Raw genomic sequence first — 22,405 nt, 5'->3', positions numbered from 1 at the left:
GCACGGAAGTCGCGGTCCTATGCCGCGATTCCTGAGCTCTCGCCAAAAGTACTGCGGAACAGATGCATCATCTCGGCGAATGCAAGATCAGTGCATTCCGGATCGTACCGCGGTCCCTCGTCGCGCATAAATGCGTGCTCGGCAGGGTAGAGCTTAACTCGATATCTCGTTCCCGCTTCTTGAAGTTCAGTCCGGATTTTTTCTCGTCCTTCCTTCGGGATATGAGGATCGGATTCGCCAAAGATCATCAGCAACTCACCCTTGATATCTCCGGCGCGCTGTAACGATTCTGCATCTGTGTCCTTTCCCAGGCGTCCATCGTGGATACCCGTGCCATAAAAGCAAACCGTTGCACGCACATCAGGCTGAAGCGCCGCCCGAAAGGCGAGATGCCCGCCGATGCAGAAACCCGCGGCTCCCAACTTGGTTGGAGACACCAGCGGGTGCTGTGCCAGGTAGTCGACAACCGCCCGACAGTCTCGGTCGAATTCTGCGACCTCAGTGCTCGAAGCGTTTTTCAATCCGCGAGTACGTCCCGCATCGTCAAATGGAATCGCCGAGCCGGGCAGCTCGATGCGGTGATAAATCTCAGGAGCCGCGACGACAAATCCGTATCCCGCGAGCCGCACACAGGCGCGTAGCATGGGCCCAGTGAGCTGGAAGATATCGGAGTAGAAGATGACGCCAGGAAATTTCCGCTTCTCTTCAGTCCTGGGCGCCGCGAGAAACATGCGCAGCGGTGAGTTGTCGACAATAATTTCAGGATAGTCGGTGGCGACGATCATCCAGTCCTCGTGTCTCGTGTAAGGATGTCTTAATGTAAGCGAATGAGCGGCACAATGAAAGCAATGGTCCTCTCCCGACCGGCAGCCATCGACACTAGTCCACTCGTGCTGTCGGAAGTGCCGATTCCTGAACCTGCTGACGATGAGGTTCTGGTCGAAGTAAGCGCCTGCGGAATATGTCGTACGGATCTGCATGTCGTGGAGGGTGAGCTTGCACTGAAATTGCCCAGAGTCATACCTGGACATCAAGTGGTTGGACGCGTGGTCCGTACGGGCACAAATGCCGGCAAGTATGTTGTAGGAGCGCGTGTGGGCATCCCCTGGCTGCATCGCACTTGCGGACGCTGTGAGTTCTGCTTGCGTGGAAAAGAGAACCTCTGTCCCAACGCGCTCTACACCGGCTGGACGGCTAATGGTGGTTATGCCGAGTACGTCGTGGCGCCAGAGCAGTTCGTGTATCCGATTCCCGATAAGTTCAGCGCTCTCGCAGCCGCGCCATTGCTCTGTGCCGGCATCATTGGATTTCGCGCGTTGCGCCTCGCGGAACTCGAGTCCGGTGACAAACTGGGTATCTACGGCTTCGGCGCGGCCGGCCACGTCTGCATTCAGGTCGCGCGTCACTGGGGCATGCGCGTTGCGGTTTCCACAAGGGAAGAGAAGCATCGCAAGCTAGCGGCTGAGCTCGGTGCTGAATGGGTGGGCGGCGCTTATGACGATCCGCCTATGCCGCTTAATGCTGCCATCGTTTTTGCGCCAGCCGGCGAGCTGGTTCCGGCGGCTCTCAAGAATCTGAAGCGTGGTGGAGCCCTGGTGCTCGGCGGAATCTATATGAGTCCAATTCCTTCGTTCCCATAAGATCTGCTTTATTGGGAGCGAAAGATCCGCAGCGTAGCCAACAACACGCGCCAAGACGGCTTTGATTTCCTGCGCGTGGCTGCCGAGATTCCAATTCACACGCAAATCCAAATCTTTTCCCTGGAGCAAGCCAACGAGGCGCTGCAAACACTAAAGCGTGACGGGATTCGCGGAGCTGCAGTGCTCGCAGTCCGGCAAGATGCGGAGACGAACTAGCATGCAAAAAAGAATCTTCTGGACGACATTCTTCGTGCTTAGCCTGGTTGCAGACCTGTCACTGCCGCTGTTGTGGGGATTGCTCGCCACGATCCCAGTAGCGTTCATCAGTTGGTGGGTAGCCTATAAAAGCGACTGGTTCTGATTTCTCTCACTGTGCTGCAATCTTGATATCGAGCTTCTCTTTGCCACTGACCACTACTGGTGTGCCTTTGGCGAGATATGGTCGTAGCGCTTCGGGGGAGGCCCACTCCATGTCCCACCCATTCTGAAGCGCAACTGCTGTGTATCGTCCCGGCACCACATCGCGCAGAGTGAACGTGCCGTCGCTATCGCTTTGGTCGCGACGGAAGAGTGAGGCGTTATCTGCCATCTCCTCTGGGGCCAAAACTACCATCGTGCCAGACACTGGCTTGGCACCATTCATAACGGTACCTTCGATCTGCGCTACGCCTTCTGAGGCTTCGATAGTCAATTCCACCGGCTCAGATCCGGTTAGGTCCAGCGTGCGTCCGCTTACCCGAGCACCAGTCGCAGAGATGGTGCGGATTGCATATCCCGGAGCGTTGCCGAGAGCGACGACGTAGCGTCCTGCGTGAGGCGGCTGCAGCTTGAATTCACCGTGCTCGTCCAGGCGCGTGCCCATTCCTCCTCGCGCGTTAACGTCACGGAATTGAAGAAAAGCATTCGGTGGTGTACGTGTGCCGTCGTACTTGATATGCCCATGCAACTGCTCGAGACTTGCGACTGCAGCGGCATCGAATTCGATATCTCCGCGCAGTGTAACGTCTTGTGCCGACATCCTGTTTTCTGTCCCATCACGCTGCATCAAGTTGAGCGAGTAATCTCCCGGTGCGATGCCCGACATTTCCATTACATTCTGACGCCATCCCATCGTTGGCTGAACGAATACCCACGAGTCGCCAAACACACGAGCACGCAAGTTGGGTTGTATGGGGCGATCCATCTCGCTGCGAGTGTTGAGAAGGGTTACGTGCAACGAGGGAACGGGTGTGAGGTCAAAGTTTGCAGTCAGGCGGTCTCCGGGGTGAACGATCAGGGCGCCTGCGTTATCTGCCTCGCTGGAACCCGGATAGTAGGTAATCGGATAAGCGGCATCCAGCGCCGGATCGATGTCGGCCGCCGGAGCAGGGGATTCGCGGTTCCGCGTCAGCACAGGCTGGAGATACCGTCGATACCAGGGCTGTGCAGAAATGGCAATGTAGTACATTCCCGGTCGCAGGTGACTGAAACGGTACTCGCCCTGATCGTCACTCATCGTCTGCGATCTCTGTTCGATTAACCGCTTTCCCGTATCGGTATTTCGCTGAAAAAGCAGCACCTGTGCTTCGCGGACAGGTTCGTTATGTTCGTCGAGTATCCTGCCGGTGATGGCGCCTTCCGGACGCATGCGAAAGATGATCCCCGTACTGGTTTTGTCAGGACCAACCACGATCGCGGTATTGAAATTCTCGTGCTGCTCGAAGGACTGCTGAGGAAAGTTTCGCACCTGTCCCACCAGGCTGTATTTCCCGGGCTCGAGGCCGTGAAATTCAAAAGAGCCATCCGAGCCAGTCTCGAAGCGCAGAGGTTTTCCTCGGTCATTCGTCGGAAAAAGCTGGATCGTTGCAGTGTGCAAAGCTTCTCCGGTCAGGGCATTCACCGCCCTCCCGCTCACGTCGAATCTTTGGCTCGCGTTTTGAGCACGCTGCGAGGCGGCGGGCATCGCTGCCAGAGTCAGTAATAACGGGAATAAGCATCTGCAGGTCATTGTTGTTGTGTGCGAATCAAGTCAAGCGTTACTTTAGCTTGCTCGTCGGCGCTTAACGTTACGTGCGCAGCATGAGACAAATACGCCTCCAACACTTCGCGATTGCGATATTCGATTCCATCAAGCCGGTCAAATGCGAGGATGTCGTAACGTCCCGGGGCAAGACCTTGAACCTGAAAAGAGCCGGAGCTATTCACGGAAAAAGGACGCGGAGGAACTCCGCCCCCGTCTTCGTCAATCATCAGCACCTGCGCGAACTGGACGCCGTTCCCAATTTGCACCGAGCCACTCAGTGACGCCCCATCATCCCGCGTTGTTACCTGGACTGGCTGAGGATCCGAGCCTTCTGCCAAAACCAGCGGCTCGCGAAGAAGGTCCCTCCCACCCCAGGTCACTGACGCGACGTAGCCGGAGCCGATGGACTCGACTTCTACGTCATATGTGCCGGCTTCAAGTCCGCGAAACGCCTCAGCTCCTCCGGACGTTTGGCTTGATGCCCAAAACTGTTGGTACGGAGGCCTGCGAGAGATCAGTTTGAGCTGCGCCGAACGCATTCGCCGATTTCTGGACCCGCCCTCAACTCCGCCTATCCCTGAGAACGGCGTCCGGTCGGGTTTGTTGTACTCCGTTTGATACTCCACCGGAATGGTCATGGTGCGTTCCACGGGAATGCGGAGTTCTGTAAGGTTCGTAGTCACGTTGATTGGAACGTCGGCGTAGAGTTCCGTTGCATCCGTATCTCGGCCGTTGAAACGAAGGCGATAGCTTCCTGCCGGAATGGGAAACGCGTCGAACCTTCCCGTTCTGGGGTCCAGACGCATGCCGACCTCGCTCCTCTCGCCGTCCTGGTCAAGAAGCGTAAGACCGCCAATGTTCCCGGTCACGCCGGTGACGGCACCCGAGACGCGGTAGGCCGGCACTCGCTTCGTTGCGAATTCAAGATTGACACGCTGGCCAGGAAGAAGACGTAAAGGTGTGGCGGCGCTCAATTCGCGTACACCGGGATAGTAGAGAGCCGGAATTACTTCGGATTTGTCCTGCTCGCCTACTGGGCGCGCTCTGGGGTTTGGTCCTACCTGGACAAAATACGTGCCGGGCCTTAGGTTTGCGATGTGGAAGTTGCCATCATCGTCGGTTTGACGGCTCCCTTGTTGCTGCCACATTCTCCGCCCATTAACGATTTGCGCAAGGCGCAAACGGACAGGCAAGCCATTAAGAGGCTCGCCCTCAGGGTTTTCAACATGTCCGCTGATTACCGCTTCCGGCACCAATCGCACTAGTACATTCGTAGAAGGGGAGGAGAGCGTCACCGTGTTCGGCGCGTGCGTGTCGTTGACTTCATTCTCCTCAAAGAAGCCTGGCTTGTGTGCCTGCAGGTTGACCGTGTTGGAGACCAGGCTATCGAAACGAAAATTCCCATTCTGGTCAGCCAGCTTGGCGCTCTGATCTACTTGCACCAAAGCGTAAGGAATGCCGCCGCCGGTGGAGGAGCTGACGACAGTTCCAGTGAGCACATACCGCGCTGGAGCTTGTTGTTGTGGAGTGCCCATGAACTGACCACACAGAATGGCCGGGCATAGAAAAACCACAGAGAGCAACATGCGGTGCGAGGCCGGCGGCACCGCGAAGGCAGAGTACCGCATGCGCATAAGCTAGCTGAGAAGCGGGCTTAAAGGCAAATCTTAAATTGTGCCGAAATGGCACAAATCCGCCCTGGGACCGCATGATGGGGTCTCATGGAGTGAGCCTACCTGTCTGGAGATAGTTCTGGGAGGGCACCCCAAAGGCATCAGCCACCCGATTGAAGAAGGCGAATATTGCAATTACGTACACCGCCTCCGAAATCTGGTCGTCGCTCCATCCCGCCTGCCTCAGCTTATCCACGTCTTCGTGAGTGGAACGGCTGGCTGACTCCGTGATCAATTGCGCATAGTTGAGTAGCGCTCGCTCGGCTGCCGCGAGACCAGCCTGTTCCAGTTTTCCTTGGGCAATGGCGCCCACAGTCTCATCGCATGCTCCCTGAACCCGCAGGAAGTAGGCATGACTGTCGATTCAATACGGACAGCGGTTCAGAGAAGAAACATAGGTAGCGAGCATCTCCTTGTGACGCCTGGTGAGATGCCCTTCCGAGAAGTGAACAGTGTTTGAGAACTCCACAACCTGACGCAGAAAGTCAGGCCGCGCTCCAAAGCACTTGATGATCCCCGGAACCTGCTGCCGTCCAGATCCAGTCCGCCAGAAGTCGTATGCGGAGGCAATATCGCCCGTGGCTTCGTGATCCTCGATAATGTGAATCTTGGTTGCCAGCCTTGGAAGATCGGTCATAGGATCCCTTGTTGAACTGTCATTCTGAGGCCCTCTGTTGGCCGAAGGACCTCCCGCGATGCGTCGAACGTAATTGCACTCAATTGGCTTTTCGGCCAAGAACGTCGTGAAAAAGCCGAGACGCAGCAATTAGGTCCGAAATTTCTCGGGAGATCCTTCGCCCAAAAGAAGGGCTCAGGATGACAGTGCTATTAAGCGTCAAGTTTGTAAAGACCTAATCCATCTCCCGCATGCCCATCGCACTGGGAGCCGCCGCTCCTCCGCCTTCGGCCGCATCCTGGGCTTTCTGCCATTCCTGTTCTGGGATCAATCTGACGGGCTGCAGCTTCTTTGCCGCTAACTGCTTGTTGAGCGAATCCAATTGCGGCGTGGCAAGCTTCTGGAACTCGCCGATTACATCTTCGAGCTCCCGCCTTAAAACATCGGTGCGTGCCACTTGCGAATCGGTCGGCTTACCCTCATACCCGTTTACGTCGCTATAGAGGCCCGCCAGGAACTCGCGCAGCCGCTCCTCGCCGGTGATGGCGCCTCCTTCTTTGGTTGCGACAATCTTGCTGCGAATGGCATCCGAGTCGGTTGCTAGTTTAATGAGCTTCTGCTTCAGTAAATCCTTGTCTTTGAGCTGGCTCGCATCTCGGTTCGCAGTGTCGCGCACTGCAATGATCGCATCCACCGCCCAGCTCATGTGATTGAGCATGGCGGCCAGTTTGGTGGCTAAATCGAACTGCTGTTTGCGATCCTCCACGCTGAACTTCATCCGCGGATCGAGTACAACGTCGATCTTTGACTCGTAGGCCTTATCGCCCTTGGTCATCTTCACGGTATACGTTCCAGGAAGAACGCGTGGTCCGAACGCCGCGCCAAACGACGCGCTGGCCGCTGGTGGTACCTTCGGGGGCTTCAAGTGCATCGACCATTGCGCCCGATTTACACCGCGGTGCTTGCTGCTGGAAACCGTATCGACCAGCTTGCCCTGAGAGTCGAAGACCTCGATCTTCAAATCGCCGAAGATATGGCGCGTGCGCTGATAGTAGGGGATCGTAGCAACGTCTGGGCGGCTCGGACCGTTAAAGGAGTTTGCGCCCTCAGGCCATCCCGCAAAGACCTCAAGCCACTGCGTTCCTTGCGGCATGGGAAGGAATCCAGCTTCCTGCTGCATGATCTCCGGGGTGAGCGAGCGAAGAGGTGAGATGTCGTCGATGATCCAGATACCGCGCCCGTGAGTCGCCAACACCAGATCGTTGGTTCGCGGCTGAATCACGAGGTCATCAACCGCCACCGCGGGGAAGTTGCTGCCTTTGTACTGCGCCCAACGCTCTCCGCCGTCGTTGCTCACGAAGAACCCGAACTCGGTTCCGACGAAGAGAAGGTTCGGATTAACAAGGTCTTCTTTTATGACATGCGTCCAGCCGCGAACGCCGCTGTCGCTTGCCATGATCGATTTCCACGTCTTGCCGTAGTCAGTGGTTTTGAAAATGTGCGGAGTCATGTCGCCATACATGTGGCGATCAACCGCCGCGTAGGCTGTGCCTTCGTCATAGCGGCTGGCTTCTACCCAGGTAATCCAAGATCCCTTGCCGATTTCCGGAGCGTTGCCGGCCACGTTCGTCCAGTTCTTCCCGCCATCGCGCGTGATCTGGATATTGCCGTCGTCGGTTCCAACCCAGATGAGTTGTCCATTCTTTGGAGACTCGGAGATCGTATAGACGGTCGTATTCATCTCTGCGGCAGAGTTATCGACCGTGATGCCACCGGACTCTTCCTGCTTCTGCTTTTCCGGATCGTTCGTGCTCAGGTCAGGAGAGATTCGCTCAAACGATTGTCCGTGATCATGCGAGCGGTAGAGAAACTGCGCGCCTAGGTAGAGGGTGTCCTTGTCGTTCGGACTGATCTGGATTGGAGTGTTCCAGTTGAAACGGAGCTTCTTCTCACCATATTGCGGATAGGGCTTAATCGCGCGTGATTCATGCGTCCAGCGATTTACGCGGCCGATCTCGCCACCCTGAGCCTCCGCGTAAATGTAGTTAGAATCGGAGGGATCCTCCCACATCCAGAATCCATCGCCGCCATACATGTTTTCCCAACGCGAGTTCGTCACGCCGCTCGGATAAGACGAATCGCCGACCCATGAGCTGTTGTCCTGCAGCCCGCCATAAACGTGATAGGGAATCTGGTTATCGACGCTTACGTGATAGAACTGCGAGACGGGAAGGTTCATCTGATGTTCCCAGCGCGTTCCCCCGTCGAAGCTGCGCCACAACCCGCCGTCATCAGTCGCGAAAATCACGTTGGGATCGTCGGGATTGATCCAAACATCGTGGAAGTCACCGTGGGCCTGATTTGAAACCGCACTGAAGCTCTCGCCCCCGTTGACGCTGAGCAACAACACCAGATCGACTTTAAAGATCTTGTTCTCATTCTTCGGATCGATGATTAGATTGGCGAAATAGAAGGGACGCCACACCATGTACTGGCTGGCGTCCAGCTTCTTCCAGTTCTGCCCGCCATCATCGGTGCGATAGAGTGCGCTGGCCTTCGACTCAATCATCGCGTACACGGTTTGCGGCTTCGACGGAGCTACCGCGATCGCGATGCGCCCATAAGGTTTCCCAGGCAAGCCTTTCGCACTGGTCTCAGTGATCTCGTTCCAGTGATCTCCTCCGTCGGTGGATTTGAAGACTCCACCGCCAGGACCGCCGGAGCGGAAGGTCCAGGGCTGACGCCGAAAGTCCCAAGTCGTCGCATAGAGTGTGTTCGGCTCTTGCGTGCTCATCGACATCTGCCCGCAGCCAGTTGAACGGTTCGCGCCAGCGAGCACCTTGCGCCAGTTCTTGCCGCCATCGGTTGTCTTGTAAACACCGCCGGCATCGTTGTCGGCGAAGGCCGATCCCGTTGCGCACACGAATACCGTGTTTCCGTCCTTCGGGTTCACGATCACCTTCACAATGTGCTCGGAATCCTTCAGGCCAACGTTGGACCAGTTCTCCCCGCCATCGGTGGATTTGTAAATGCCGTCGCCGATCGAGACGCTGTTACGCATCCAGCTTTCGCCGCTGCCGGCCCACACGATCCTCGTGTTTGTAGGATCAACTGCCAATGCCCCAATCGATTGCGCCGATGGCTGGTCGAAGACCGAACGGAAGCTGCTGCCTCCGTTCACCGACTTCCATACTCCGCCGCTCGCGGCTCCCGCAAAGACGGTTAGGCGGCCTTTGTCAGTGAAAGCAGTCACAGCCGCCACGCGCCCGGACATTGTTGCAGAGCCAATGTTGCGCGCGGGCAGTCCGGAGATGGTTCCCGCATCAAAGCGGACGGGCTTCGGCTCGGCTTGCTGTGCGAGGGCTGTGCCAGTGAGAAATGCTTGGGACAACAGGATGAGCGCTGCGGCGCGGAAGTGGTTTCCCAATTTGGCTCTTGAAGTCATTTCGCAGAAATCCTTTCGGTGTACTGCCAGATCTTTCGTTTGACTAGTGCTTGGCCTCTGAGAGTCACGTCCCTTTTGGTTGTCAATTGGGAAGTGAGTACCACTAGAACTCTCTATTACACGCCCGGCTTGCCCGCAGGCTTAGCAGCCGGAGCCGCAGGAGCTGTTGGCATCTTGAATCCCGTATCCGGAATATCGACGTTGGCTTCCATCTTTTCAATCGTCACCGTGCCCTTTTGGTCGGGACGATTCTTCGGACCACTGGCGATCGAGAATGGAAAGAAGACACCGTTTACTTGCTTGTAGGAGCCAAGGTCAGTCTGGTTCTCCTTGACCGCGCCGCGGATGAACTGCTGGCGCTCAGTCCGAATCTCAATGTAGGTATCGGGATCGAGGTAGTAGTAGACGATGTCGCCGTTCTTGAGCGTGACTTTCAGGCGATAGACATCGTCACCGTCCACACTGTCGTGGCCGAGATACTCGACGGTGTTGCCCTTTTCTTTGTAATCCACCAACGGACCGTAGAAGTCGGCGTCCTCAACGACGTCGCGCAGATCATCCTCGCCGAGCATCTCAGGGTCGCGTCGGCCCTGAAAAGGCGAGATCTGCCAGCCGGTCTTGCCGTCGTAAGCCTGAATCTGTGTCATGCCCTGCAGGGTAAACATCTCCCGGATGTTGTTGGGCGCCTTCGCTTCCTGCGCGACCTGCGCAGTGAAGCTACCCTGCTGGAACTTGCCTGAGAACCTGTACGACTTAATCGACTTTATCTTTTCGACGCCGCCTTTTGCGTCAAGATTCTTGGCGACCAGCTCATCGGCTGTCTGTGCCGAGATGATGGCAGTGCTGCAAATCATTCCGAGCGCAAGGCTCAGGAGTCTACGCATCGAATCGCTCCTTAAAGGAATCGCTTTTACTGAGTACTCGCCGGACCTTCCGGCGGAAAGCCAATGGTAGGTGAACATTGTGAAACGGAAAAGTTTACAACAACGATGCAGGAGCGTGGTCACGAATGCCGTTGGACTCGTCCCCGTAGAGAAGGCGAGCAGGGCAGAGAATCACTCTATCTTTTGGCCTTTTGCGCTTTGTTCACTCAGAAGAAAAGTCTTCGGGTATTTGCCCTCGCCGCACAGCTTGAAAGAGCCAAAGTCCTTGTACCAGGGACCATGGGAGCATCGGGGTTGCTCTCCCGCCAGAGCTTCAGCTTGTAGAGATCGTCGAACGAAACCTCACGTTCGCGGGCTCGATCGAGGAGATGATCACGAATCGCGGCCGGAAGGGCGTCCCATTGGATCTTCGGCATCTACTTTCCGAAGATCATACGAGCGAGTTCGTCTTTGGCCGCCTTAACTTCTTCCGGAACGCTGGCAGTGCGAAATTTTTCAGCGAGCTCGAAGAAACGCCGTTTCTCAGACTCCTTGGCTTCGAGCCCGGTTTCGATCAGACTCTCGATCACTTGATTAGCGCTTCGGTTCTGCTGATGCGCCAGAGTTTTGATCTTCGTATCAACTTCCGACCGGATAGATACGCTTCGGCGGACTGTGTTCTTATCTTGTCCCCGTTGTTGCTTTGTAGCTGGCATGGTAACCAATATACACCACTTAGCACCAACTGGCATCAAATGCGTGTCTACCGACATCGAGAGCCTATACGCGCCAATCTTATGGAAATTTCCACAGATTTGTGAGAGCAACGGATAGAAATCCGTAGTTCTAACGCTGGTTGAAAACAAAGCAGTTGCTGAGGCGCGCCGAACTACTCCGATGGCACCGTGCCTTAAATCCCGTCTTTCCTTCATCGTGCTAGCCACCAGCGAGCAACGGATGCAGCCCAAACGCGCTATTGACTTCCATTTGCTCGATGTCATAACAAGAGAACATGGAGCGAGTGCCAGTTCCAAACTGGGAGAGACCTGACTTGAGCAAGTCAGTTCCGGCTTCCTCCGGCAAGCGCAATCGCTCACTTACTAAAAATGGAAGAAGCAATCCGCAAGATGTGCCGGATCAACCATCCTTAAAACACAAGATCTTGCGGTTCAAATTGGGAAAAATCGTTGCATTTTCAATCCAAGTCGTTTGTTTGAGGGATTTTGCACAAAAAGAAGTAGGGGAGGGGGCGGGGTGGCATTTTCGGACTCGGCTCCAGTTTTCGGGAGTCCAAAATCACTCCAGGAATGCGAGGCGTATCATTGTCTAATACGAGTCCCACCTGAAACTTCCTTATGAATCCTGGATGTCCGTTTAATGGAGAACACTTATGGCGGTGAAAACCGACCTTGAACGCCGCATAGCCGAGGCGCACGCGACGCCGACCCAGAAAGGCGAGCTGCAACCCAACCGCGGCGTACCTCTCAACCTGGATTGGGTGGAAGATATTCGCGTGAACACCAGCGCGGTGGAGCGCCGGGCACAGACGCTGGTCGCGCGGCGCACAGTGAAAAAAGAGTGGCAGGTGGCGTGGCTGTTGCGGGCCATCAGCTGTATGGATCTGACCACACTCTCCGGCGACGACTCCCATCAGCGTGTTCTTCGCCTTTGCGCAAAGGCAAAGCAGCCGGTGCAGCAATCGATCATGAAGCAGTTGGGACTCGACGATTTCCAGCTCAAAGTTGCCGCCGTATGCGTGTATCACAGCTTTGTAGAGACCGCGGTCCGCGCACTGAAGGGCAGTGGGATCAACGTGGCGGCGGTGTCTACCGGATTTCCCGCGGGCCTATCGCCGCTCGCAGAACGCGTGGGCGAAATTCGTCGCTCCGTGGAAGCCGGAGCGCACGAGATCGACATCGTCATTACTCGCGCACACGTTTTCAGTGGAAGCTGGCAGGCTCTGTACGATGAGGTCGCAACTTTCAAGGAAGCCTGCGGCAAGGCGCACATGAAGGCAATTCTCGGCACCGGGGACTTGGTCACGCTACGCAACGTTGCCCGCGCAAGCATGGTGGCAATGATGGCTGGCGCTGACTTCATCAAGACCTCTACTGGCAAGGAAACGGTAAACGCAACCTTACCAGTGGGACTTGTGATGGTCCGGGCAATCCGCGAATACGCCGCGCGCACTGGAATGATCGTTGGATTCAAACCTGCAGGCGGGATTCGTACGGCCAAGCAATCGCTCGATTGGCTCGCCCTGATTAAGGATGAACTCGGCGAACCCTGGCTCAACGCGAACCTCTTCCGCTTTGGCGCCAGCGGAATGCTTGCAGACATTGAAAGGCAGCTCGAGTACTACGCAACCGGTCGTTACTCGGCGGATTACAGACATCCAATCGCGTGAGAATGGACGGAAGATTGAGTCGATGAGCAAAATTGCCGAAAAGTTCGCCTCGATGGAATACGGTCCGGCGCTGGAGGACGCGAAAGAGTCCCTCGCCTGGCTTGATCATCACAAGCGCAAGTTCGGGCACTTCATCAACGGGGCGTGGCAGCAACCGATCGGGAGTGAGTACTTCGACACCACGGATCCGTCGACTGGAGACAAGCTCGCCAGCGTTGCGCAGGGAAGCGCAGCCGACATAGAAGCTGCCGTCAAGGCGGCTCGCGCGGCCTTCCCGCAATGGAACTCGCTCGCGCCACACGGGCGGGCACGATATTTGTACGCCTTGGCGCGACAAGTGCAAAAGCACTCGCGTCGGCTGGCAGTGCTGGAAACCCTCGACAACGGCAAACCGATTCGCGAAAGCCGAGATATCGATATTCCACTGGTTGCACGGCACTTCTACCATCATGCCGGCTGGGCGCAGCTCCTGTATCAGGAGTTTCCGGGATACGTTGCTTGCGGAGTTGTGGGGCAGGTGATTCCGTGGAACTTTCCGCTTCTGATGCTCGCGTGGAAAATTGCCCCGGCGCTTGCGACCGGAAATACGGTCGTCTTGAAGCCCGCGGAGTTTACGCCCATCACTGCGCTGGCTTTTGCCGAAATCTGTCAAGAGATCGGACTGCCCAAAGGTGTCGTCAATATTGTGACCGGCGATGGACGCACGGGCGAAGCGCTGGTCAAGCACCCCGACGTCGACAAGATTGCATTTACGGGATCAACGGAAGTCGGGCGCGCTATTCGCAAGGCGACTGCGCAAAGTCATAAGAAGTTGTCGCTCGAACTTGGTGGAAAATCGCCGTTCATTATCTTCGACGACGCCGATCTCGACAGTGCGGTCGAAGGGCTTGTCGATGGCATTTGGTTCAACCAGGGACAGGTCTGCTGTGCCGGATCGCGTTTGCTGATGCAGGAGAGCATCGCAGAAGAACTTGTCACAAAGATTCGCGCACGCATGGAGACGCTGCGCGTGGGCTCGCCACTCGATAAAGCCATCGACATTGGAGCCATCGTCGCTCCGGTGCAGCTCGAACGTATTCGCAAGCTGGTCGATCAGGGCGTGGCCGAGGGCGCAATCTGCAATCAGCCGGGCACAGAATTGCCCGTGAAAGGTCTGTATTATCCGCCCACGCTGCTCACGAACGTCCATCCAAGTTCGACGGTCGCACAGGAAGAGATCTTCGGTCCCGTGCTTGCCGCGATGACCTTCCGTACGTTGCGTGAAGCCATAGAGCTCGCGAACAACACGACCTACGGCCTTGCCGCGAGCGTGTGGAGCGAGAACATTAACGTCGCCCTGCATGTTGCCTCGCAGATTAAAGCCGGTGTGGTGTGGGTGAACAGCACGAATCTCTTCGACGCAGCCTGCGGCTTCGGTGGATATCGCGAAAGTGGCTACGGTCGCGAGGGGGGAAGGGAAGGGCTCCTCGAATATTTGGAGCCGCTCTGGTTCAAGCAGGCCGCCGCGCTTCCAAAATCGTCACCTCCAGCCGTCGAAGCAACCGAAGAGGAAGATGACAGGTCGGACGGCCCTGCCATCGACCGCACGGTGAAACTCTATATCGGCGGCAAACAGGCGCGTCCCGATTCGGGATACAGCTATCCGATTCATGGGAGCGATGGAGCTCTGCTCGGCGAGGCCCCACTGGGGAACCGAAAAGACATTCGCAATGCCGTTGAGGCCGCACGTAAGGCTGAAGGCTGGGCGAAGGCGACGGCTCACAATCGCGCGCAAGTGCTGTATTACGTTGGCGAGAACCTCTCGCAGCGGGCTGCTGAGATAAGCGCGCGGTTGGCGCGAGTAATGGGCGAGAAGCAGGCCACACGCGAAGTCCCTCACAGCATTGAACGCGTGTTTTCCTACGCCGCATGGGCCGACAAGTTCGATGGCGCCGTGCACAACCCCCCGTTCCGCAACGTCTCCATCGCCATGAACGAGCCGGTCGGGACGATTGGCATTGTCACGCCTGTGGATCTTCCACTATTGGGATTCCTGTCGCTCGTACTTCCCGCAATCGCAATGGGCAATACCGTTGTGGCAATTCCATCCGAGCGCTATCCGCTGATCACCAGCGATCTGTATCAGCTCTTTGATACCAGCGATCTGCCCGGTGGCGTGGTGAACATCGTGACCGGACGCGCTGCGGAGTTGACCAAGGTACTTGCCGAACACGACGATGTCGATGCCATCTGGTCATTTACCGACGCGGCAAGCGCAGCGCAGGTAAAGTTGCTGTCGGTCGGAAATTTGAAGCAAGTGTTTAGCAACGAGGGCCGGGTCATCGATTGGTTCAATGCCGATCAGGCGGAGGGCCGATGGTTCCTGCAACACGCAGTTCAAGTGAAAAACATCTGGGTACCGTACGGGGAATAAAGCGCGATTCAGATCGCGAGCATCTGCGGCGTGTGCGGAGAATCTGCTCTGCTCTGCCCGACACTATGGAAAAGCTCTCGCACGGTGAGCCAACATTCTTCGTACACAAGAAAGTCTTCGTTATGTTCGCGGACAATCATCACAACGATGGTCATGTTGCCGTTTGGATAGCTACGCAGGCTGAGCTTCAGGCGTCGTTGATCAAAGAAGACCCGAAAACTTACTTCAAGCCTCCTTATGTCGGCGTTCGCGGCTGGGTCGGCATCGAACTCGATCGCATTAGCGATGAAGATCTCGCGGCGCACATTCGCGAGGCTTGGCATATGATCGCGCCAAAGAGAGCTAAAGTGAGCATGGTCACAGGCGCGAGGTGAAGCGCAGTTCATTGAGCCGCATCAGTCTGTGGTATCCCCGGAGCTTACGGTGTCATCTTTTTGAACTTGCCAGCCACGACGATTCCGCAGACTGAAGTTAAACCGCGGCGCTACAACGCGCTGTATCGCTTCCTGTTCAGCGGGAGCCCGCTAGATGTTGCCGAACCTCCCGATCATACGCATCCCTGGTACATGGTCTTGTGGCTCACGGGTGTCGATTACTTCTCGACGATCGGTTATCAACCTGGAATCGCGCTGCTAGCCGCTGGCGCGCTTTCGTTTCCCGCCACCGGCATTCTCGTTCTGGTTACGATCTTTGGTGCGGTTCCCATCTACTCGGAGGTTGCTGCGCGATCGTATGCAGGTCAAGGCTCGATCGCGCTGCTAGAAAACCTGTTTTCTGGTTGGAAGAGCAAAATCTTTGTTCTCATCTTGCTCGGATTCGCCGCAACCGACTTCGTGATCACCATGACGCTCTCGGCAGCGGACGCCGCCCGGCACGCAACGCAAAATCCATATCTGCATCCGTTCATCAGCGAGCACACGCTCAGTGTGACGGTTATCCTGCTCGCGTTATTGGCTATCGTTTTTATCGCCGGATTTCGAGAGGCCATTGTCGTGGTTGCGGCCACCACGATTCCGTACATCCTGCTGAATATCTATGTGCTGCTCTACGCCGCCACTGTTGTGTATCGACGTCCAGAGCTGCTGTCGAACTGGACGAGGGTTCTGCACGCACACGGGGATTGGACTGCCCTCTTTGTGGCTTCAGCCATCGTGTTTCCCAAACTGGCATTGGGGCTGAGTGGATTCGAGACCGGAGTTTCGGTTATGCCGCTGGTCGATGGCGGCAAAGAAGATAAGACAGGCCAGGACGCGGTGCCGGCTGGACGCATTCGCAACACACGCAAGCTGCTGGTCACTGCGGCGGCGATCATGAGCGTGCTGTTGCTACTCTCTAGCTTCGTCTCGGTCTTGTTGATCCCAGAGAGTGCTTACCAAGCAGATGGTCCTGCGAATGGACGAGCCATTGCTTACCTGGCGCACGAGCTCATCGGAAATCGCTTCGGTAGCCTTTACGATCTCTCGACGATTCTTGTGCTCTGGCTCGCTGGAGCTTCTGCGATGACCGGACTCCTAAACCTGATCCCACGCTATTTGCCACGATTCGGCATGGCGCCTCCCTGGGTAGCCTATCGACGTCCCTTGGTGCTGCTGTTGCTCGCGATCGATGTGATCGTCACCGTGATTTTCCAGGCTGACGTGGATAAACAGGGAAGTGCCTACGCTACCGGTGTATTGGTCCTGATGTTCTCTGCCGCCGTGGCGGTCGCGCTCGCTCTTTGGAGAGAGAGTTCAAGGGAGCATCCGGCTTCATATGTGAAGGCTCTCTACTACTGGATTGTCACTCTGGTCTTTGCCTATACGCTGGTCGCAAATGTCATTGAACGTCCCGACGGAGTGATCATTGCAAGCTGCTTCATCCTGCTGCTTCTCACCCTCAGCGGCGTGAGCAGATATTTACGCGCCACGGAAATGCGCGTTGCGCAATTTGAGTTTATGGACGACGAATCTGAGCGCTTGTGGAATTCGATTCGCGACAAGAAGGTGAACTTAATTCCGCATCATGCTGATGACTCTCACTATCGGGCGGATCTCAAACGCAAGGTGCAGAGCCACCTGAAGCTCCATGGTCACACCGCTTTCCTGTTTGTGCGCCTGATGGACAATCGCAGCGAATTCTATTCGTCTCTGCGCGTCAAAGTGACGCGCGAAGGTGATGATTATGTAATCGAGGCGCGTGGAGCGACGGCCATTGCCAACAGCATCGCCTTTCTTGCGGACATGCTGAATCCAATCAGCGTTGTGGTTGGCCTCACTCAGCGGAATTTGATGAAACAATCGCTTGCCTTTGTTCTGTTGGGGGAAGGTGAGATCGGCTTGGTGGTCTATTCCGTACTGGTCAAGTTTTGGCAGGCGCATCCGAAACCAGATCATCCGCTCCTCTTTCTGATGAGCGGCTGACGATCTCAACCCATCGGTTCAAATTCCTGGATCGAATTAACCGTTCGGTTCGCGCCGCAAAAACATTTGTGGCAACTCAGACTTCACAGTTTCAGCATAAGCGAACGCAATGTCCAATCTGCTCATCGATTTGCGTCGGTCTCGCGTGACAATCAGGAATCTCAAACAGCTTTGGCATGCAGCTTGCACTTACTCTCGGCGAGAAGTGTAGAGACGGAAGCGAAGAGCAGGAGCAGTGAAGGCGATACGGCAAATAGCGCATTGCTTCCACCGCCTCACACGAAACGGAGGCAATATGAAACGGCAAATCGTAAGTCTGGTTGGCGTTCTTGGCCTGTTGCTCGTGGCGGCATGCGCAAACGCACAAAGCGTGAACGTGAAGGCGAATGTTCCTTTTGACTTCATGGTTGGAAAGTCAACTCTGCCTGCTGGTGAGTACAGTATTCAGTCGATCTCAACCGGCGCGAGCAGTGTGTTGGCGATTCGCGGCGGAAAGACAAATCAAATGCTGGCTTCGGCTAACAATGCAGAAGCTCTGAATCCTTCGGCGAACAGCCGCCTTGTATTCCACAAGTATGGAGACCAGTACTTCCTCTCGCAGATCTGGCTTCAGGGCGAGAGAGCCGGTCGTGAGTTCAAGATCACCCGTCGCGAAGCCGAGATGGCGAAGAGCGTTCCGACTTCCGAAGATGTGATCGTTCTTGCAGCGCTGCGCTAGCGATCAATTCAACGAAACCAAGAAGGGCACATACTCTGTGCCCTTTTCTTATTGTCCAAATCGAACCGGCACCTTAACATTGCGTACTCCCAATCAAGGAGAAACGCAAATTAGCACCACAAAACCGAACTCGCACGTACAAACGCGCGCTCAATTCTGGAAGTCGATTCCGATAAGTTCGCGCATCGCAATGTTGTCGGGAGTCTTTACGCTGTTTGCCAGCATGGGCTTCGTGCAACTCCTGATCACCGGCGCCAAAGTAAGCATTATCTCCACTGTCGCGGTGATTTGCATCTACGGAGTGTTTGCGATCGGATATGCGTTGCTTTCTATCCTGCGAAAGTTTCGATGGTTGCCTGTTTGGGCGCTCATCCATGCATTTGCTTTCTGGGCTTTTTATGCTTCTTTTCATCTGCAAATCATCCGGGACAGAGACACTCTTCAGAAGCAGAACTCTGTCCTGGGATTCTGGGCGATCATCACGATGGTTACCGCTTACATCCTCTTTGTAAGATTCATGCGCCGAGAAGGGAATCGTTACTTTCGAATTCAAACCGAGATCGAATTGGCGCGCGAAATTCATCGATCCCTGGTTCCGACGTTCGAGCGAAGTGTTAAAGGATTCGAGGTGTTCGGCGCTTCGTTCGCAAGCGGAGAAGTAGGCGGTGATCTCGTGGACATTGCCGAATACCCGCAGGGTTGGATCAGCTACATCGCAGATATCTCAGGACACGGAGTGTCGTCAGGTGTGCTGATGGCCATGTTCAAGACCTCCATTCGCAGTCGGCTAACAAACGGAGGCTCGCCCGGAGAGTTACTCAATGAGGTGCATCGGACGCTTTATCCCCTGAAGATGCCCAACATGTTTGTGACCGCAGGAGTCTTGCAATTCGCAAATGGCAACCGCGTGAACTACTCTCTCGCGGGTCATCCCCCGCTGATGCGCTACAGTCGGGCGCAACGCGCCATCGTTGAATACCAGGCACAGAATCTCCCTTTGGGAATCCTCTCGGAACAACGGTTCACGGCCGAAACTCTGCAATGTGATCCAGGTGACATTCTGCTGTTACTTACTGACGGCTTTACAGAAGTATTTGATGGACGCGGTGCCGAATTGGGTCTGGAGCCGATCAAGCGAGCGTTTGAGGAAGCAGTTGATTGTCCTTTGCCGGAGATCTTCGAGAAGATACGTAAGCGCTCGTTAGAGTTCGGCCGTCAGGAGGATGACCAAACGATGCTACTCGTGCGTTATACCGGGTAAAAAGCAGCCGGCCCACGAGAGCCGGCTGAAGTGACGTTTCGGAGGTAGGAAGAGGTCCATAGTCGGTCTTTCTGGACTCACGCCAATCTACAATTTGATCGGGCAATTAGGCGAAAGCTCAGAGCACAGAAGAGCCAATAGCATGATAGTCGCTCAACGGTTGTTCAGATCGCGCTTTAGAGCCGCAAGAATTTGCCAACTTGCGCCATATGAGCTTCTCGCGCGGTTTCATCCCAAGTCACTTCGAGGCATACATGGATCAACCTCGGATAGTGACTCGGAGACGGTAGGATGCGCTCGGCGCGTCCTCCAGAGTACCAGTGCTCCGTTGCGCCATCTAGCTGAGGATGTTAGTTTTAAGAGCTTGGCGTTGTATTCATAACATCATAGGAGCAGTCGCTCATGGCAGTTGTGTATAACGGCGTTCCTCTCCCTCCGGAAGGCGCGCCTATCCGTTACGAGAACGGGCAATATCGAGTGCCCGACAATCCGATCATTCCTTTCATTGAAGGTGATGGCACAGGACGTGACATCTGGAAGGCCTCGCGGCGCGTCTTCGATGCTGCTGTGGAGAAAGCATACGGCGGCAAGCGTCGTGTTGCCTGGTATGAGATCTTCGCGGGTGAGAAGGCGTTTTCTCAGTTCCGCAACTGGCTGCCGGAAGACTCGCTTCGAGCCGCTAAGGACTTGCGTGTCTCGATCAAGGGTCCGCTCACTACGCCGGTCGGCGGAGGCATTCGCTCCCTTAACGTAGCGATGCGGCAGGAACTCGATCTGTATTGTTGCGTTCGTCCCGTCAAGCATTACTCGGGAGTACCCTCGCCGGTGAAACATCCGGAAAAATTGAACGTAGTGATCTTCCGCGAGAATACAGAGGATGTGTACGCCGGCATCGAGTGGAAAGAAGGAAGCGATGGAGCGCGCAAGCTGATCCGCTTCCTCAATGAGGAGATGCTTGCAGGGGGAAAGAAGCGCGTCCGCGAGGACTCCGGAGTTGGCATCAAGCCAATTTCGATCTTTGGCACGAAGCGACTGGTGAAGCGCGCGATTCAGTTTGCTCTCGAAAACAACCGCCCGTCAGTGACCCTCGTGCACAAAGGAAACATTCAGAAATTTACAGAAGGTGCCTTCCGTGAGTGGGGATATGAGGTCGCCCAAGCTGAGTTTCGCGATCGCATCGTCACCGAACGAGAGAGCTGGATTGTAGACAACAAAGATAAAAACTCGCAGATCACGGTTGAGCAAAATGCGCAGCAGATAGAACCGGGTCTTGAGTTCGCTCCCGAAGAGTTCCGCAAAGGCGTGTACGCCGAGGTCAAAGACGTTCTCGATAAGATTTACCGTACGCACGGCAACGGTCAGTGGAAGAAGAAGCTGATGATTAATGACCGCATCGCTGATTCGATCTTTCAGCAAGTGATCATTCGGCCTCAGGAGTACAGCGTTCTCGCCACTCCCAATCTGAACGGCGACTACATTTCTGACGCGTGCGCAGCGCAGGTGGGAGGCCTTGGCATTGCTCCCGGCGGGAACATCGGTGACGGGTACGCGGTCTTTGAAGCTACGCACGGCACGGCGCCGAAATACGCCGATCTCGACGTGATCAATCCTGGTTCAGTGATTCTGTCGGGTGTCATGATGTTCGAGCTGATCGGCTGGCGCGAGGCGGCGCGTCTAATCGAAGATGCTCTCGAAACTACTATTCGGCAGAAGAAAGTGACCTACGACTTCGAACGTCAGATGGAAGGCGCTACCAAGGTCAAGACTAGCGAGTTCGCCAGCCACATGATCGGCAACATGGACGCACTGGTCGGTACGAGGCGTGAAGTAGCTTTGGCCTAAAGATATTTGAACACGGAGGGCACGAGGACAACGAGGGAGGCAACGCCAGAAGTTCTCGGCATTCTTAGGTATCTAGTTACCTATCCTTTGCAACGACGCAACAAACCTCCTTCCGTGACCTTCGTGTCCTCCGTGTTCGCTCTTGCTTTTCCTAAAAAATCGATAGGAGCTTTGAAAGAATGCGCAAGAAAGTTTCGATTGTCGGCGCCGGCAATGTGGGAGCTACCGCCGCACACTGGATCGCCTCAAAAGAACTGGCTGATGTCGTATTGATCGACATCATTGAAGGTGTTCCTCAAGGTAAAGCCCTTGACTTGCTGGAAGCGATGCCGATTGAGAAGCGTGATTCTCACGTGCTTGGCACGAATGATTACGCCGATACCGCCAACTCCGACATTGTGATCATCACCGCCGGTATCCCGCGCAAGCCGGGCATGAGCCGCGACGACCTGCTCAATACCAATTACAAGATCATGCAGGATGTAGTCGGCAAGGTCGTTGCGAATTCGCCGAACGCTATTCTGATCGTAGTTTCGAATCCACTCGATGCAATGGCGCAGGCCGCATTCCGTATCAGCAAGTTCAACCGAGAGCGCGTCATCGGCATGGCCGGCGTGTTAGATTCCGCGCGTTTCCGAACCTTCATCGCCGAAGAGCTGAAGGTTAGCGTGGAGAACGTAACCGCATTCGTCCTCGGCGGACACGGCGACACCATGGTTCCACTTCCGCGTTACTCGACCGTAGCCGGTATTCCTATTACAGAACTGATGGATAAGGCGACTCTGGATCGCGTCGTTCAGCGCACGCGCGACGGCGGTGCTGAGATCGTGAAGTATTTGAAGACCGGCAGTGCTTACTATGCGCCGTCGGCGGCAGCCACGGAGATGGCCGAGGCCATTCTCAAAGACAAGAAGAAGATCTTGCCCTGCGCAGCCTATTTGCAGGGTGAGTATGGAATCAAAGGCCTGTTTGTTGGGGTCCCGTGCAAGCTAGGCGCCCGCGGCCTCGAGAAGATTATCGAAATCAAGCTCACGGACGAAGAGCAAGCCGCCCTGAAGAAGAGCGCCGATGCAGTACAGGAATTAGTAAAGGTAATCGGAGCGTAAGCTGAAGAGACGCAGCATGC

Annotated in this window: 20 protein-coding genes; 11 read left to right on the top strand and 9 right to left on the bottom strand. The window is 55.7% G+C overall.

Features of this window, described 5'->3' with window-relative positions:
- Positions 1-17 precede the first annotated feature (17 nt).
- A complete protein-coding gene (locus VNX88_00235) occupies positions 18-785 on the bottom strand; it encodes a dienelactone hydrolase family protein (protein ID HWY67053.1) in 768 nt (255 codons plus the stop codon).
- Between the two features lie 54 nt (positions 786-839).
- Between VNX88_00235 and VNX88_00230 the strand changes: the two genes are divergently transcribed.
- From VNX88_00230 to VNX88_00220, 3 genes are all read left to right on the top strand, one after another.
- Positions 840-1,640: a zinc-binding alcohol dehydrogenase family protein gene (locus VNX88_00230; protein ID HWY67052.1), complete on the top strand. Its 801-nt coding sequence runs from the start codon at positions 840-842 to the stop codon at positions 1,638-1,640.
- A gap of 75 nt (positions 1,641-1,715) precedes the next feature.
- The gene (locus VNX88_00225; GenBank protein HWY67051.1) at positions 1,716-1,856 is read left to right on the top strand and encodes a hypothetical protein; all 141 of its coding nucleotides are present in this window, start codon (positions 1,716-1,718) and stop codon (positions 1,854-1,856) included.
- Between the two features lies 1 nt (position 1,857).
- A complete protein-coding gene (locus VNX88_00220; GenBank protein HWY67050.1) occupies positions 1,858-2,001 on the top strand; it encodes a hypothetical protein in 144 nt (47 codons plus the stop codon).
- A 6-nt stretch (positions 2,002-2,007) separates the two neighbouring features.
- On the opposite strand, the gene VNX88_00215 is transcribed toward VNX88_00220, so the two are convergent.
- The 8 genes from VNX88_00215 to VNX88_00180 form a co-directional block, all read right to left on the bottom strand.
- Positions 2,008-3,495: a carboxypeptidase-like regulatory domain-containing protein gene (locus VNX88_00215; GenBank protein ID HWY67049.1), complete on the bottom strand. Its 1,488-nt coding sequence runs from the start codon at positions 3,493-3,495 to the stop codon at positions 2,008-2,010.
- A 128-nt stretch (positions 3,496-3,623) separates the two neighbouring features.
- Positions 3,624-5,276: a carboxypeptidase-like regulatory domain-containing protein gene (locus VNX88_00210; GenBank protein ID HWY67048.1), complete on the bottom strand. Its 1,653-nt coding sequence runs from the start codon at positions 5,274-5,276 to the stop codon at positions 3,624-3,626.
- Between the two features lie 85 nt (positions 5,277-5,361).
- A complete protein-coding gene (locus VNX88_00205; protein ID HWY67047.1) occupies positions 5,362-5,628 on the bottom strand; it encodes a carboxymuconolactone decarboxylase family protein in 267 nt (88 codons plus the stop codon).
- A 51-nt stretch (positions 5,629-5,679) separates the two neighbouring features.
- A complete protein-coding gene (locus tag VNX88_00200; protein ID HWY67046.1) occupies positions 5,680-5,952 on the bottom strand; it encodes a carboxymuconolactone decarboxylase family protein in 273 nt (90 codons plus the stop codon).
- 214 nt (positions 5,953-6,166) lie between these two features.
- Complete coding sequence (locus VNX88_00195; protein ID HWY67045.1) at positions 6,167-9,376, bottom strand: hypothetical protein; 3,210 nt, start codon at positions 9,374-9,376, stop codon at positions 6,167-6,169.
- 116 nt (positions 9,377-9,492) lie between these two features.
- Positions 9,493-10,260: a hypothetical protein gene (locus VNX88_00190; protein HWY67044.1), complete on the bottom strand. Its 768-nt coding sequence runs from the start codon at positions 10,258-10,260 to the stop codon at positions 9,493-9,495.
- 206 nt (positions 10,261-10,466) lie between these two features.
- Entirely contained in the window at positions 10,467-10,676 is a 210-nt protein-coding gene (locus tag VNX88_00185) for a hypothetical protein (GenBank protein ID HWY67043.1), read from the bottom strand.
- Positions 10,677-10,955: a hypothetical protein gene (locus tag VNX88_00180; protein ID HWY67042.1), complete on the bottom strand. Its 279-nt coding sequence runs from the start codon at positions 10,953-10,955 to the stop codon at positions 10,677-10,679.
- Between the two features lie 674 nt (positions 10,956-11,629).
- Here VNX88_00180 and deoC point away from each other — a divergent pair.
- The 8 genes from deoC to mdh all read left to right on the top strand — a co-directional run bounded on the left by deoC (position 11,630) and on the right by mdh (position 22,385).
- Entirely contained in the window at positions 11,630-12,646 is a 1,017-nt protein-coding gene (gene deoC / locus VNX88_00175; GenBank protein HWY67041.1) for a deoxyribose-phosphate aldolase, read from the top strand.
- 22 nt (positions 12,647-12,668) lie between these two features.
- Positions 12,669-15,059, top strand: a complete 2,391-nt coding sequence (locus VNX88_00170; GenBank protein HWY67040.1) for an aldehyde dehydrogenase family protein — start codon at positions 12,669-12,671, stop codon at positions 15,057-15,059.
- Complete coding sequence (locus VNX88_00165) at positions 15,002-15,433, top strand: MmcQ/YjbR family DNA-binding protein (GenBank protein HWY67039.1); 432 nt, start codon at positions 15,002-15,004, stop codon at positions 15,431-15,433. The genes VNX88_00170 and VNX88_00165 overlap by 58 nt, the downstream gene beginning before the upstream one ends.
- A 60-nt stretch (positions 15,434-15,493) precedes the next feature.
- Positions 15,494-17,458 (top strand): hypothetical protein, encoded by a 1,965-nt coding sequence (locus VNX88_00160; GenBank protein ID HWY67038.1) that lies wholly within the window; start codon positions 15,494-15,496, stop codon positions 17,456-17,458.
- Positions 17,459-17,753: 295 nt separating this feature from the next.
- On the top strand, positions 17,754-18,176 hold the full coding sequence (locus VNX88_00155) for a hypothetical protein (GenBank protein HWY67037.1): 423 nt from the start codon (positions 17,754-17,756) through the stop codon (positions 18,174-18,176).
- Positions 18,177-18,366: 190 nt separating this feature from the next.
- On the top strand, positions 18,367-19,437 hold the full coding sequence (locus tag VNX88_00150) for a PP2C family protein-serine/threonine phosphatase (GenBank protein ID HWY67036.1): 1,071 nt from the start codon (positions 18,367-18,369) through the stop codon (positions 19,435-19,437).
- A 402-nt stretch (positions 19,438-19,839) separates the two neighbouring features.
- On the top strand, positions 19,840-21,279 hold the full coding sequence (locus VNX88_00145) for an NADP-dependent isocitrate dehydrogenase (GenBank protein ID HWY67035.1): 1,440 nt from the start codon (positions 19,840-19,842) through the stop codon (positions 21,277-21,279).
- 179 nt (positions 21,280-21,458) lie between these two features.
- Positions 21,459-22,385 carry a malate dehydrogenase gene (gene mdh, locus VNX88_00140; GenBank protein ID HWY67034.1) on the top strand — a complete coding sequence of 309 codons (927 nt, stop codon included), beginning with the start codon at positions 21,459-21,461 and terminating at the stop codon, positions 22,383-22,385.
- Positions 22,386-22,405 lie beyond the last annotated feature (20 nt).

This window comes from Terriglobales bacterium (genome assembly GCA_035567895.1).
GTDB lineage: Bacteria > Acidobacteriota > Terriglobia > Terriglobales > Acidobacteriaceae > Gp1-AA112.
Note: the sequence above shows the minus strand (reverse complement) of the source record. Positions and strands in the feature narration are given on the sequence as shown.

What these genes read in the sequence shown, in the direction of transcription:
- VNX88_00180 (HWY67042.1), bottom strand. Translation starts at nt 10,955, where the DNA reads ATGCCAGCTACAAAGCAACAACGGGGACAAGATAAGAACACAGTCCGC.
- mdh (HWY67034.1), top strand. Translation starts at nt 21,459, where the DNA reads ATGCGCAAGAAAGTTTCGATTGTCGGCGCCGGCAATGTGGGAGCTACC.
- VNX88_00170 (HWY67040.1), top strand. Translation starts at nt 12,669, where the DNA reads ATGAGCAAAATTGCCGAAAAGTTCGCCTCGATGGAATACGGTCCGGCG.
- VNX88_00235 (HWY67053.1), bottom strand. Translation starts at nt 785, where the DNA reads ATGATCGTCGCCACCGACTATCCTGAAATTATTGTCGACAACTCACCG.
- VNX88_00195 (HWY67045.1), bottom strand. Translation starts at nt 9,376, where the DNA reads ATGACTTCAAGAGCCAAATTGGGAAACCACTTCCGCGCCGCAGCGCTC.
- VNX88_00190 (HWY67044.1), bottom strand. Translation starts at nt 10,260, where the DNA reads ATGCGTAGACTCCTGAGCCTTGCGCTCGGAATGATTTGCAGCACTGCC.
- VNX88_00185 (HWY67043.1), bottom strand. Translation starts at nt 10,676, where the DNA reads ATGCCGAAGATCCAATGGGACGCCCTTCCGGCCGCGATTCGTGATCAT.
- VNX88_00220 (HWY67050.1), top strand. Translation starts at nt 1,858, where the DNA reads ATGCAAAAAAGAATCTTCTGGACGACATTCTTCGTGCTTAGCCTGGTT.
- VNX88_00210 (HWY67048.1), bottom strand. Translation starts at nt 5,276, where the DNA reads ATGCGCATGCGGTACTCTGCCTTCGCGGTGCCGCCGGCCTCGCACCGC.
- VNX88_00150 (HWY67036.1), top strand. Translation starts at nt 18,367, where the DNA reads ATGTTGTCGGGAGTCTTTACGCTGTTTGCCAGCATGGGCTTCGTGCAA.
- VNX88_00230 (HWY67052.1), top strand. Translation starts at nt 840, where the DNA reads ATGAAAGCAATGGTCCTCTCCCGACCGGCAGCCATCGACACTAGTCCA.
- VNX88_00155 (HWY67037.1), top strand. Translation starts at nt 17,754, where the DNA reads ATGAAACGGCAAATCGTAAGTCTGGTTGGCGTTCTTGGCCTGTTGCTC.
- VNX88_00200 (HWY67046.1), bottom strand. Translation starts at nt 5,952, where the DNA reads ATGACCGATCTTCCAAGGCTGGCAACCAAGATTCACATTATCGAGGAT.
- VNX88_00145 (HWY67035.1), top strand. Translation starts at nt 19,840, where the DNA reads ATGGCAGTTGTGTATAACGGCGTTCCTCTCCCTCCGGAAGGCGCGCCT.
- VNX88_00165 (HWY67039.1), top strand. Translation starts at nt 15,002, where the DNA reads ATGGTTCCTGCAACACGCAGTTCAAGTGAAAAACATCTGGGTACCGTA.
- deoC (HWY67041.1), top strand. Translation starts at nt 11,630, where the DNA reads ATGGCGGTGAAAACCGACCTTGAACGCCGCATAGCCGAGGCGCACGCG.